The sequence below is a fragment of the Qipengyuania mesophila genome (genome assembly GCF_019711655.1).
In the GTDB taxonomy this organism is placed as follows: domain Bacteria; phylum Pseudomonadota; class Alphaproteobacteria; order Sphingomonadales; family Sphingomonadaceae; genus Qipengyuania; species Qipengyuania mesophila.
Genome location: NZ_JAIGNU010000001.1, coordinates 1,893,217 through 1,905,267, shown reverse-complemented (window position 1 = coordinate 1,905,267; position 12,051 = coordinate 1,893,217). Strand labels below are relative to the sequence as shown.

12 protein-coding genes are annotated in these 12,051 nt (G+C 59.9%); 7 read left to right on the top strand and 5 right to left on the bottom strand.

Annotated features, from left to right (window positions below; genetic code table 11):
- Together K3181_RS09605 and K3181_RS09600 are read left to right on the top strand one after the other, a co-directional pair.
- The coding region (locus K3181_RS09605; protein ID WP_221602761.1) for a potassium channel family protein at positions 1-588 on the top strand (588 nt) is incomplete at its 5' end.
- 740 nt (positions 589-1,328) lie between these two features.
- Positions 1,329-1,766: a Ros/MucR family transcriptional regulator gene (locus K3181_RS09600; protein WP_221602760.1), complete on the top strand. Its 438-nt coding sequence runs from the start codon at positions 1,329-1,331 to the stop codon at positions 1,764-1,766.
- Between the two features lie 181 nt (positions 1,767-1,947).
- On the opposite strand, the gene K3181_RS09595 is transcribed toward K3181_RS09600, so the two are convergent.
- The 5 genes from K3181_RS09595 to K3181_RS09575 form a co-directional block, all read right to left on the bottom strand.
- Positions 1,948-4,062 carry a TonB-dependent receptor gene (locus K3181_RS09595; protein ID WP_221602759.1) on the bottom strand — a complete coding sequence of 705 codons (2,115 nt, stop codon included), beginning with the start codon at positions 4,060-4,062 and terminating at the stop codon, positions 1,948-1,950.
- Between the two features lie 30 nt (positions 4,063-4,092).
- Complete coding sequence (locus tag K3181_RS09590; protein WP_221602758.1) at positions 4,093-4,278, bottom strand: hypothetical protein; 186 nt, start codon at positions 4,276-4,278, stop codon at positions 4,093-4,095.
- A complete protein-coding gene (locus K3181_RS09585; RefSeq protein WP_221602757.1) occupies positions 4,275-5,432 on the bottom strand; it encodes a PepSY-associated TM helix domain-containing protein in 1,158 nt (385 codons plus the stop codon). Before K3181_RS09585 ends, K3181_RS09590 begins: the two co-directional genes overlap by 4 nt.
- Positions 5,433-5,826: 394 nt before the next feature.
- Positions 5,827-6,588, bottom strand: a complete 762-nt coding sequence (locus K3181_RS09580) for an anti-sigma factor (protein ID WP_221602756.1) — start codon at positions 6,586-6,588, stop codon at positions 5,827-5,829.
- Positions 6,581-7,180: an RNA polymerase sigma factor gene (locus K3181_RS09575; RefSeq protein ID WP_221602755.1), complete on the bottom strand. Its 600-nt coding sequence runs from the start codon at positions 7,178-7,180 to the stop codon at positions 6,581-6,583. The genes K3181_RS09580 and K3181_RS09575 overlap by 8 nt, the downstream gene beginning before the upstream one ends.
- 239 nt (positions 7,181-7,419) lie before the next feature.
- Between K3181_RS09575 and K3181_RS09570 the strand changes: the two genes are divergently transcribed.
- From K3181_RS09570 to K3181_RS09550, 5 genes are all read left to right on the top strand, one after another.
- Complete coding sequence (locus K3181_RS09570) at positions 7,420-8,079, top strand: DUF4331 family protein (RefSeq protein WP_221602754.1); 660 nt, start codon at positions 7,420-7,422, stop codon at positions 8,077-8,079.
- Positions 8,079-8,789, top strand: coding sequence for a DUF4331 family protein (locus tag K3181_RS09565; RefSeq protein WP_221602753.1), 711 nt, complete (start codon positions 8,079-8,081; stop codon positions 8,787-8,789). Before K3181_RS09570 ends, K3181_RS09565 begins: the two co-directional genes overlap by 1 nt.
- A gap of 76 nt (positions 8,790-8,865) precedes the next feature.
- Positions 8,866-10,209, top strand: coding sequence for a tetratricopeptide repeat protein (locus K3181_RS09560; RefSeq protein ID WP_221602752.1), 1,344 nt, complete (start codon positions 8,866-8,868; stop codon positions 10,207-10,209).
- Positions 10,206-11,471: a HupE/UreJ family protein gene (locus K3181_RS09555; protein ID WP_221602751.1), complete on the top strand. Its 1,266-nt coding sequence runs from the start codon at positions 10,206-10,208 to the stop codon at positions 11,469-11,471. The genes K3181_RS09560 and K3181_RS09555 overlap by 4 nt, the downstream gene beginning before the upstream one ends.
- A gap of 62 nt (positions 11,472-11,533) precedes the next feature.
- Positions 11,534-11,866 (top strand): hypothetical protein, encoded by a 333-nt coding sequence (locus tag K3181_RS09550; protein ID WP_221602750.1) that lies wholly within the window; start codon positions 11,534-11,536, stop codon positions 11,864-11,866.
- Positions 11,867-12,051 lie beyond the last annotated feature (185 nt).

The window sequence follows — 12,051 nt, the reverse complement described above, 5'->3', positions numbered from 1 at the left end:
CTGGAGCGGATGGGACACGAGGTGCTCGGGGTTGATGCCGATCACGAGATCGTTCGTGATCACAAGGATCTCCTGACACAAGTGGTTGAGGCGGACTGCACCGAAATCGAGACCTTGCGCAGACTTGGAGCGGCAGAATTTGAAACCGCGGTCGTGGCGATCGGCACCAATGTGGAAGCAAGCCTTCTAACCGTCCTCGCGCTTTGCGATCTTGAGCTTCCCAATATCTGGGCAAAGGCGACCAGCGAGCGCCATGGCCGGATACTCGATCGCACGGGCGCCCAGCATGTCGTCTTTCCCGAGCAGAAGATGGGTGAAAGGGTGGCCCACCTCGTCAACGAACGGCTGCTCGACTTCCTTGCGTTTGACGACGAATTCGCGATTGCGCGCCTGAAGGCACCCGAGCCGATCGTCGGCCTGCCACTCGTCACGAGCGAATGCAGGAAGAAGTTCGATGTTACTGTCGTGGGCGTGAAGCGAAGCGGCGAGGACTTCATTCACGCGGTGCCGGATACCATCATCTTTCCCGACGATGAGCTGGTCGTCTCGGGCAGGATTGCGAACATTGAGAAGTTCTCTGCGTTATGAGGACTCATGGATAGACGCAAGCAGCGGAAGCCTGGCCAAGGCTGCCTCTGGGCTACCTTAGGCGCGGTGATCCTCTCGGGGTTGCTCGGATGGGCGATCGTTACCGCCGACCCGACCCCGCAAAATCAGGTCGCGAAGCACAAGTGATGCGCTGCCGGACTATCGCAACATGAATGACGACAATCACATAAGAGCCGGTGACGGAGAAATGCAAGAGGTCAAGCTCGCTATATTCGTTTCGACATTCGTATGGAGCTTTTATATTTTCGTCCTTTACGCGATCATATTCTTGTAATTTCTGCGATCAAAATGGAAGCTGTCGATCGAACCTTCAATCCTATTCGTAAGATCGAAAATTGCCGAATCCATTGCTTGGTGGATCAGCATTCATATTTACTCGAATTATCCGCAGTCGCGTCGTCGACGAGTAAAGGTTTACGAGCTACTTTGGCAATCGCCGGCTTGGATTAAAGAGCTTCATCGAATCCTGAAGGCTGATCCCAAGCAGAGCCTTAAAACAGGATAGAAGCCCGCAGTTGGCTTTAGCGGTCCAAATCGATCGAAACCCTCGCGAACTTTACCTGTCGAACGCTGCGTTCTCCCTTGACCTCTGGCTGATGCGATGGACCCGGTCGATCAATGACGGCACTGATGAGTTGCAATTCTTGTCGATTTTATACAATGGCCCCTGGAACGGGTCGCGACGTTAAAGTTATCATCTAAGTTCAGAAAGCCCAATAATGGAAGATTTCAATACCGGCATGACCGAGACCCTCATCAGCCTTACCTCGGATATCGTGGCTGCACATGTGAGCAATAACAACGTCGACGTAAACGACGTTCCGTCCCTGATCTCGAACGTCTATTCGGCTCTCTCCGAACTCGGCAGCGGCAGAGTAGAAGAAGTTCCTGATCCGGCGGTGTCGATCCGTTCATCGGTCAAAAAGGACCATCTCGTTTGCCTCGACTGTGGCAAGAAGATGAAGATGCTCAAACGTCATCTCTCGACCGAGCACGAACTGACACCTGACGATTATCGCGCCAGATGGAACCTCTCCGCGGACTACCCGATGGTCGCGCCCGACTATGCCGCGACCCGTCGCGATCTTGCAGTCAAAATCGGGCTCGGTCACCAGAAGGGGCAGAAGCGCGGTCGCAAGAAGAAGAGTGAGGTGTGATGTTTACTTCCGCTTGGACCTAGAGCGGGTAATCCCGTCGCAGGTAAGAGCGCGATTCCGAGTCGTCGATGTGAGAACGGAGAAAACTCCAGCTAAAGAGCCCCGCGCACATGGCAGTAGCTCACCGAGTAGATGAGGCCGAGAGCAGATCCTTTGTTCTCGGCCCCCTTAGCAGTCCAACTCAGAAGTCGGCAGAGATGCTAGCCTTGACGGTGCGCGGGGTTCCCTGGAGCAGTGCGGCAGAAAAGGCGTCGAACGCGCTGGCCCAGTACTTTTCGTTCGTGATGTTATCGACCGAGAGGCGAAGCGTGACCGGTGTTTCGCCAGTCGCGAAAACGTAGCGCGCTCCAAGATCCATACGCGTCCAGCTGTCGAGTTCGAGCGTGTTTTGAGCATCGACCCACTGCGGGCCAGTGTGCACGGCACGTGCAGTGATTGTCGCACCCGGCAGAAAGCCCAGGTCCCACTCCACGTCTGCATTGGCGGTATATTTGGGAACGCCGGGCACATCGTTGCCGCTGGCGAGCTCTGCATCGGTCAAGGCCGCGCCGCCGATCAGCCTCAGGCTGGGGGTAAGATCGCCGTTGATGGTGAACTCGATGCCCTGGTGCCGCTGATCGCCGAGGTATCCGAAACTGCCATCGGCTAGGACGCCCTCACCGGGGCGTTCGAGACGATAGGCGCCAAGGCCGACGAAGACTTTGCCGAGCGCCAGCTTGCCGCCAACTTCGTACTGCAGCGACTTGCGCGGGGCGAGGACCTCGCCCGGATTGCGGACGAGCGCCGGGTCGAGCGGCGCCGTCGGACCTTGCTGGAGCGCCTCGATCCGGTTGCCGTAGAGCGACAGGCCATTGAAGGGCTTCAGCACCACGCCGATCAAAGGCGTGACGGCGCTTTCGTTGTATTCGGTCGTCAGGTCGCCGCCGAAATAGCTGTAGCTCTTCACATTGATGGATTGCAGGCGCAGACCCGCCGTGACCTGCAAACGGTCTTCGATCACCCCGATCGTATCGGATGCGAAAGCGCTCCAAAGTCGCGTCCGCGCAATCGGGAATGGATCATCCAGGTCGCCGCCGACGAGGGTCGAAGACGGCAGGCCCACCTGGGGAGTGTCGTAGATGTTGGTGGCGTAGCCGGCAAAACCCGGCCCGTAACGGAAATCGTAGGCGTTGCGATTCACCAGCAAGCTGGCATTACCGCCGAAATTGAACTCGTGGGTAATCGCTTCGCCCAACTTCGCGCGGATGCCAGCTTCGAGCGCTTCGTTATTGTCGGTCCGCGGGACGAACAGCGCTGTGCCATTGGCAGCACCGCTTCCGGCATCGAGGACGGTGATGCCGCCGTAAATGCCTTCTTCGCGACCGTCGCGCGCACCTGCCTTGAAATAAGCCATCGCGTTATCGGCAAGATCGTACTCAAGGGCCAACGTGCCGAAGACATCGCGCATTTCGGTGTAGGTGAAATCCTGCGCATAGTTCGCATCGCTACCCGGAACGGCAGGGATGGTCGCGCTTCCGACAGTGACCTTCGGCCGCAAAGCGTCGATTCGAACATTTTGGAACGCGAGGTCGAGGGCAGCCCGTAGTGGGCCGTTGTCGTAGTCGATCGCGCCGCCCACGACCTGCGTGCGGCGGTCTTCACGGTCGATCGAAGTTTCGCCGTCACGATAGGCTGCGTTCAGGCGAACGCCCCATTCGCCGTTCTGGCCAAAGCGGCGTGCGACATCGAAACTTCCGCCGAAGTGGGAATTTGCGCTGGCTGAAACGGTCAGGCGATTGAGATCGGCATTTCCTGCCCGCTTGAGCTGCAGGTTGACGCTACCGCCAAGTCCCGAACCGCCAGGCGCTGCGCCGTTCAGGAAGGCGCTGGCGCCATTGAGGACCTGCACACTTTCGAATAGTTCGGGTGCAACCAACTGGCGCGGGGTGATCCCGTAAAGGCCGTTGAGACCCACATCGTCGCCAAACAAGGTGAAGCCACGGATCACGAACTGCTCTGACGCATTGCCGAAGCCATAGGTGGTCCGGATCGTCGGGTCGTTTTCTAGCACATCGCCCAGTGAGCGAGGTTGCTGATTAAGTATCAGGCTTTCGTCATATGAACGGATTGCGAAGGGCAGGTCCCTTGCCGGCTTATCGCCGAGAACCCCGGCGCTGCCACCATTCACCACCTCCGTTTCATTGTCGCGCTGCGCTGTCACGACGATCACGTCGTCCGCCGGTTGCTCCTGCGCCTGAGCTGACGTGGCGACCGAAATGCAGAAAGCGAGGATGGATATCTGGGAAAAGCGGTTCATTGCGATCGTCTTTCGTGAATAGTGTCGCGATTAATTCGGTGAGCGGCGCAGCAGCACTGCGGCCATGGTGAAGGGGGCGAGACCGACCAGCAGCCATGCGAAAAGGTCGCCTAGGCCATCGCCCGTCAGGCCGAGGAAGAGCCCCAGCAGGGAGGATGCGCCAATCGCGGCCGGAATTGTGAAAATGGTGCGGGTGGGCCTGCTTTGTCCTTTCATGACGAAGCCCTTGCAGCCGCGCCGGTTCGGATTTCCTCGATCCGGCGCTCGATTTCACCCGGCTTGCGGCGAAGCCAGAGCATGGTTCCAGTCCACAAAACCCAGATCGTGGCGAGGGTCAGCGCGGCCCAGATCAGCTTGAGCGGAAGGCCCCCGTAATCGCCGAAGTGGAGCGGTTTCGACATCATCAGCGCCTGATTGATTATCGGCATGGTGCGAGCATCGGTGAGTTCGCCGGTCGCCGCGTCGACGAGTGCCGGTGTCAGGAGGTGCTGCGTTAGCGGGCGATCGCCCTGGAAAAATATCGCGTAGTGATGGCCGGACGACCAGGCTCCGCCTGGAAAGCCGATGAACTGGGGGCTTCGGCCGGGGAGAGTCTGCTTGGCGGCCGACATCGCTTCATCGATCGAGCCATAGTCTGCAGGTGCCAGCGCCGGGGTACCGACATAAGCTTCGGTCATGCGGGCGATCTCGCCATCGCGCCAGTTCTCGGTAAGTGGATCGGCAAAGGCATTGATTGCGCCGGTAAGGGCAATCACGAGCATCCATGCCAGCGCAACGATGCCCAGGAAATTATGCTCGTCCAGCCGGCGAAGGCGCTCGCTACGACCTTTCCTGACAGTACCAAAGGGCAGTTTGCGCATGAACGGAGCGTAAAGCACGACGCCTGAGATCAATGCGATCACCAGCAATATGCCCATCGCTCCCAGGAACAGCATGCCGGGTAGGTCCAGAAATATGTCGGTGTGAAGCTGGAGCAGGAAGTCCATTAACGCATTGCCGGGCGCTGGCCCCAGCGACGCACCGGTCGTGCGGTCGAAGAAAAGCAACGTCATTTCCTCGCCGGCAGCATTGGGCGTCGGACCGGTGGTGACGGTCAGCAAGGGGCTCTCCTGACTGAAAGCCATGAAGAGCGGGACCTCGCCCGGCCTTTCGGCAAGCGCTCGGTCGAGCATTACGTCAAGGGGAAGCCCCCCTTCGGCAGAAGGTGTGCCCGACAATGCCTCTTCGGCATCCTCGCCCATCGCCGCATCGATTTCGTCATGAAAGACCAGCGGCAAGCCGGTCACGCATAGCATCAGGAGAAACGCCGTCGGAATTAGGCTGCTCCACTTATGTAAGATGTACCAGTTTCGGATCGCGTTTCGGGACATGCCAACTCAGCTACATAGCCCGCGGATTCGCGTCAATGCGAATAAATCGCAATAGCAATTACGGTGGCATGCGATTGCAGTCTTCCTGGCTACTTCCGCTGTGTCGCTGTTATGGACGACCGCGTTCTCGGCTTTTACATTGGAAAGCAGACAGTCTGCTAACGGCCCCATTTCAGTCTTTCAGCGAGACTCTCTCACGAAGGCAGCTTTTGGGCCGTCTCCTGACCGTCAGCTTCCGGTGAGATAAAGTCGGCAAGCTGCCCTTCGGAAGACGACCCGCACCGCCCGATCCCAGGCCTCCTTGCACTCTCTTCCTTGCAGGCATTCGAACGGCTTGCTCGTCGCGAAGCGCAGGCACACCCTGCCCGATCACTGAGAATCGACTTCGATCCGCTCAAGTGGTTGCGGCAGGAACCTCCTGAAGTGTCGCGGTGCCCAGAATGTCGCCGGAAGGTGCATCGTGCGGTGCGTCGTCGCGAGGCTCGATCGTGATCGCCATTGTCGCTCCGTCACGCAGATACGAGCGCAGGCGTGGTGAGAGGGTGATGGTCAGGCGTTCGTCATCCACCATTCCGAGAGACCGCGGCACGCCATCTTGCGGAATGATCCACAACTCCGGCCCGAAATCCGGTTGTTGCAGATCGGCCAGTCGCAACGAAAGAGTGCCCGATCCCGGATTGTATAGTGCGCTGAGAAGCGGAGCGCCTCCGGCATCCCTGATCTGTGCGATATTGGCCGATCGCGCCGCCGCTTCGGCCACTTGCGGGGCGGCATTGTTTGGTGTGCGATCGGTAGTCAGCAGCACAAAACTCAAGCCCACGGCAAGCACCAAAGAGGCAGCGGAGGCGGTCATTGTCAATATACGCCACCTATCTGCCGCGCGCCGGTCGCCATCCATTGGTTGGCCTTCCTTTCTCGGGTTCCGTTGGTCGAGAAGCGTTTCGATCGACGAAAGGGCGCCGGTCGGAGCTTCGACGGGATCCACATCTTCCAGCCAGCGATCGGCCGTTTCTTGCCATGCCCGGACGCGATCGGCGAAGTCAGGGTCCCTGAGTTTGCGGCGCAAGGCCTCGGCCCGCTCGCCTTCATCGAGCAGGCCGAGAGCGAGCCCAGCCGCCATGACCTCAAGGTCGTCGAGGGACCTGCGCTCAACCATCGCTGAGCAGACGGCGGATCTTGAGCACGGTGCGACGCACCCGGCTCTTGAAGGTGGCGACCGGTAAGCCGAGCCGCTCGGCGGCCTGCGGATAGGTTAGCCCAAGAAAGAAAATCGACTTCAATTCAATTTCGCTTTCCTTGTCGAGTTCGCCGATCGCCACCCAGGCCTCACTTTCCTGGTTCATGGCTATCATACGCTCGTCGGCGGCGATCGCTTCACTTTCGTGCGAATCCAGGTGCTCTTCGCCAACATGCCGATGCCGCGTATGCGAGCGGTACCAATCGATAGCGGTGTTGCGCGCGATCGCGCCCAGCCAAGCCAGAGGTCGATTGCGTTCTGGATCATATCCGGCTGCCCGGTCCCAGATCTTGAGGTATGTTTCCTGAAGAACGTCTTCGGCTGCGGCGTGGTTGCGCGTCACTCCAACGCAGATGGCAAAGAGCTTGTTTGCAGACTGCGCATAGACGCGTCGAAAGGCCTCTCGGTCGGATTTCCCGACAAGTTCGATATCGCGCGAAAGCGACTCGCTCTCGGAGCCTTCTTGTGCAGATTGATCTGCCTTGCCTTGCTGGGTTCGACGATCCTGCACCAATGTGCACCTAGCGCGATACCCATCTGAGCGACAGACTAAATTTGGTTCGCGACCCGGCCATGGTGCGGTCATCACTCCTCTGCCCGGACGGTCGCAAACTATTTTTGGGCCCGATGCGCATCGTTTCGCCCCGTGGTGTCGTCAATACTGTCAGGGCGCTTTCCCGCGACGCCGCTCGAAAGCCCCGCAGACGACGTTGGCTCTGAATGCGAGCCTAGAAAGTTGGGGAGATCGCGATGAAGTTCACTAAAGCATTGCCCTGCGCATTGGGAGGGCTCTCGCTTGCGACGGCAGCCGTCCTGTTCGCACCCGGTGTGGGCATAATGGCCGCCGACCACCTCGATCCGCCGGCACGGACGGATCCGTCGGTCGACGACACTCCCGACAGGGCAGCCGACATCGCCGATATCTTCGCCTGGCACACCGACACATCGGTCATCCTCGCACTGACCTTTTCCGGACCGCAGGCAACGGACATGCCCGCCACCTACGATCCGGATGTTCTGTATTCGATAAACGTTTCGAACGCGGCACCACGGACGACCACCGACATACCGATCCGTTTCCGGTTCGGGACGGGAGCGATGGACCAATACGGGATCAGCGTAACCGGCCTGCCCGGCGTGACGGGCGCCATCGAAGGGTCGGTAGAAACAACCCTGGAAAAAGACGGGGTGAAGGTTCGGGCCGGGCTCTTCGACGACCCGTTCTTTTTCGATCTCCAAGGCTTCAGAGATACGAGCAACACAGGAACTTTGAGCTTCGACTCCGATCGCGACTTCTTCGCCGGGCAGAACCTGACCGCCGTGGTGATCGAAATTCCCAAGGACCGGATCGACACCGGCGCACTGGTGGACGTCTGGGGAGCAACCGCACGACTGGGAGGGCAGCTCTGATGACCAGCAAAAACCAGCTTACGCTTCGCCGACTGGCCATGGCCACTTCGCTCATCGCATGCTTGGGATCGCTTTCCGCATGCTTCGATGGAGATGACGATTTTGTGGCGATGCCGTCACCGTCCCCGACTCCTACGCCAACTCCGACGCCAACCTCCTATGACGTTCAGGCATGTCTTGACCAGACGATCCCGGGCACGGGCGTGACCGTTGCGCAGGCTGTCGTGCCTGACACGCTTACCTTGGATTTGTCCGCTTCTTCCGGATTCCCGAACGGACGAAAACTGGCCGATCCGGTAATCGACGTGACACTGGCAGTCATCTTCCTCGACCTGTCCGTGAACGGTCCGGCGACTTTAGCCGGCCTGCCGCTCAATCCGCCGGCGAACGATGTCGCCTTCAGGGATACATTCCCCTATCTGGCGCCGCCCCAGGGATCACCCCCGCTCGCAGACAGCAGCGGAACGATGTTCACGTTTCGGAGCAATCCGGAATCCGATTATGTCCGGGTGGACAGGATGGGCATGCCTGCCGTCTCGACGGCCCTGATTCCGTCGGACAGGAAGAACGCCTATAACGACGCCAACCCGGCGCAGGATGCAGATGGCGATTTCGTGCCCGATCTGGCGGACACGCTGACGGGTCTGACCAATGCGCTTGCCGATGACCTGATCGATGCCGGCCTCACGCCGTGTGCGACGCCTGCGTGAGAGGCAGAGTGGCGGACGTCATTGGAACGTCCGCCACCGTTCTCTCGTCGAGAAATGCCAGGAAGGGTGAAACGGGATGCGCCATGTCATGAGGAATCTTCGCTATCTCGTGCTTCCGCTCGCAGCGGTCGCGTTCCTGACCGGTATCGAATGGTTGGCCAATAACTCGGCCGAAGCGCCGGTCAGTGCGGCCGATTGGCGAAAGTCCGGATACGGTCCGGCTTCCTATGAAGCCGCACGGGCGCAATCCGACGCCGAGATCGCGTTGGGCAAAGAGCGTGTTCGCAATGGGCGCGATCAATGGCTGCGGCAGGAGAGTCTTGCGCGAGGATATCTGCACCGCTCACGGCTGAGCTACACCTATGATGAACTGGCGGCGGCGGGGAAAGCATTGTCGGAGGCAAAGCGCCTGGCGCCCACCGGCTCCGGCCCTTTGCTCTCCGATGCGGTGTTCGCCCAGATGTCCCACCAGCTCGGACGGGCGGAATCGTCGCTAACGGCGATGGACGCATGGGCGGTCAAAAGCGAACCGTCGATGCTTGCGGAAAGCGTCAGTTTGAAGGGCGATATCGCATTCTACCGCGGAGAGATGGGCCTCGCGCAATCGTATTACGAGAAAGCCTCGGCCTACGGATCCGATGCAGGGGTGGCCTATCGATTGGCGATACTCTCGAAAGCACGCGGCGATTTCGACGCGGCGATCCGGAATTTTGCGGATGCGAACCCGAAATCGCAGGCATCTACGCCTTTCGCGAATGCCAGCACTGCGATGCACATCGGTGGGGTCTACCTCGCCCGGGGGGACTACGCTTCGGCCAGGGAATGGTACGAGACAGCCCATCGCCTGTTTCCCGGATACTGGCTTATCGAGGCCCATCTGGCGCAAGCCAAGGCGTTGGAGGGCGATTTGGATGGCGCCATTGCGGACATGATGGTGATCGCACGTCGCGCTCCCTCAGCGGAAATCATCGACGCCCTCGCCATGCTCCTGCGAGCCGACGGACGACCCGAGGAAAGCCGAGATTGGGCCAGCAAAGCGGCCGCCATATGGGAGGAACGCCTGGCCCAGCTGCCCGAGGCTGCGTACGGCCATGCGGTCGAGCACGAGATCGTTTTCGGCTCGCCAACGAGAGCGCTCGATCTTGCCAGACGCAATCTTGCTGCCAGACCCTATGGAGAGTCCCGCGTCCTGCTTGCGTCGGCGCTCCTTTCCACCGGGGCCGTCGAGGGGGCGCTGCAGCAGTTGGCTTTGGCCGAAAGCTCGGGATGGCGCAGCGCTCCGCTCTATGCGCTTCGCGCACGAGCATTGGAGCTGTCGGACAATGGGGATGCGGCCAAGAAGGCGCGGGCGGTGGCCGAGACCCTCAATCCGCGTATCTTCGAACCGGAAGCCTCACTGGTTTGGCTTTCGCACGGATGACGGGTGTCGCGCCCTTGGTTCTGCGGCTGATCGCACTCGCGATGCTGGTCTTCATGACATCTCCCCTCGCTGCGCATTCGACTCCCAATTCGGAAGTTCGTCTGAGGCTGACCGAAGATGCGGTGACCGCCGATATCATCGTACCCGAGGGCGAATATGCCTTTGGCACGGGCAATCCGGTCGATGGAAGCGGTCAGTCGCTCCGCAGCGCACGCGATTACCTGCTTGGTCATATCAGTGTTTCGGGTCCGCAGGGGCAGCCGTGGAATGTGTCGGTCCACACAATCGAGTTCGTTCGCACCGAGGGCGGGGCGGATTTGCACGCCGTCGCCGAGCTTGCACCGCCAACCGGCATGTCCCCGCGCGAGTTGACGATCGATTGGCGGGTTCTGACGGATACGCTGCCTGGCCATTTCGCGCTTTTTCTTCTCGACGATGGTCGGGAGGGCGACGAGGGGGCTCTCCTCGGAGCAGTCCGGGACGGCAGTTCCTCGCTTGATATCGCACTTTCCAGGCCAAGCCTGTTCGATCCCTTGGTCAGCGCAATAACGCTCGGCGCGCATCATATTCTGGAGGGGTACGACCACCTGCTCTTCCTTCTGGCCCTGCTCCTACCCGCACCGCTGGTCGCCCGCTCCGGACTTTGGGCCGGGCATCGTCCGACGGGTGAAACGCTCGCTCAGCTCGCCAAGATCGTCACCGCTTTTACGCTCGGTCACAGCGTGACGCTTGTGGTCGCGACCCTATGGCAATGGTCGCTGCCCGTCGCACCCGTTGAAACTGCAATTGCCGTGTCGGTGCTCGTCTCCGCAATGCATGCGGTGCGCCCGATTCTGCCCGGCAGGGAGCCGGTCGTGGCGCTGTCGTTCGGGCTGGTTCACGGACTCGCCTTTGCCACGTTGGTCCAGAAGTCGCATGCCGGCGCCGCAAGCGGCGCGCTTACCCTGCTGGGGTTCAACCTCGGCATAGAAATGGTCCAGCTTGCCCTCGTTACCGTCGTTGTTCCCTCATTGCTCGTCTTGTCCCGGCACCCTTTCTACGACGGGATGCGCCGAACGCTGGCCTATGCCTGTGCTACGGCGGCGATCGCCTGGATCGTCAATCGCACGACGGGCCTCGCCGCGGGTCTGGTCGCATCCATGGAAGCCGCGATGGGACAAATGGGATGGCTGGCGCTCGCAGCCTCGCTGATCGCGCTCGGCCTGACCGTCCGACGCCGCGCGGCCGCCGATGATTATGTCAACAGGACGATCCGCACATGATCCATCGTCAAAACTTCCAGCACCGTGCAGCGACGAGCCTCTGTCCGAACTGCGGATGCAATTTGCGGCAGTTCGAGGAATTCACCTATGGCAACATCACCATCGACAGACGCGGCGACCTTCTGTTCGAAGGCCACCCGCTGTCGTTGCCGCGAAGCCAGCACCTGATGGTGGAAGCTTTGGTGAAGGCCGAGGGGCGCGGGCTTACGCGATCGCTTCTCGCGACCGTTGCCGGAGGCGAAATCTACGATCAGACGGTTTCGAAGTATATCGAACGCATCCGATCGAGTTTTCGAAATATCGAACCTGAATTCGACCAGATCAGCGTCTTGCGGGGCTTCGGCGCATACCGGTGGAACTATCGCAGTTCGGATCACAAAAGCTTGGCGCGCTAGAAAGGCAAGAGAGTCGATCCGGTCATAAAGCCGCTGAAACCCCATAGGGTATCCAGCGCTTGGCTGGTTGCGTTGCTCGATATAGGCGACTCTCCGGGTACCACGCTGATGCATGTTAAATTGAAGAGCTGATCGCAATCGCTTTTGAGCATAAGTCCCACACACTTGATGGGGCAGCACAAGAA

Coding starts and splice junctions, on each gene's coding strand:
- K3181_RS09570 (WP_221602754.1), top strand. CDS start 7,420: ATGAAGTTCACTAAAGCATTGCCCTGCGCATTGGGAGGGCTCTCGCTT.
- K3181_RS09565 (WP_221602753.1), top strand. CDS start 8,079: ATGACCAGCAAAAACCAGCTTACGCTTCGCCGACTGGCCATGGCCACT.
- K3181_RS09555 (WP_221602751.1), top strand. CDS start 10,206: ATGACGGGTGTCGCGCCCTTGGTTCTGCGGCTGATCGCACTCGCGATG.
- K3181_RS09585 (WP_221602757.1), bottom strand. CDS start 5,432: ATGTCCCGAAACGCGATCCGAAACTGGTACATCTTACATAAGTGGAGC.
- K3181_RS09595 (WP_221602759.1), bottom strand. CDS start 4,062: ATGAACCGCTTTTCCCAGATATCCATCCTCGCTTTCTGCATTTCGGTC.
- K3181_RS09590 (WP_221602758.1), bottom strand. CDS start 4,278: ATGAAAGGACAAAGCAGGCCCACCCGCACCATTTTCACAATTCCGGCC.
- K3181_RS09580 (WP_221602756.1), bottom strand. CDS start 6,588: ATGGTTGAGCGCAGGTCCCTCGACGACCTTGAGGTCATGGCGGCTGGG.
- K3181_RS09560 (WP_221602752.1), top strand. CDS start 8,866: ATGCGCCATGTCATGAGGAATCTTCGCTATCTCGTGCTTCCGCTCGCA.
- K3181_RS09600 (WP_221602760.1), top strand. CDS start 1,329: ATGGAAGATTTCAATACCGGCATGACCGAGACCCTCATCAGCCTTACC.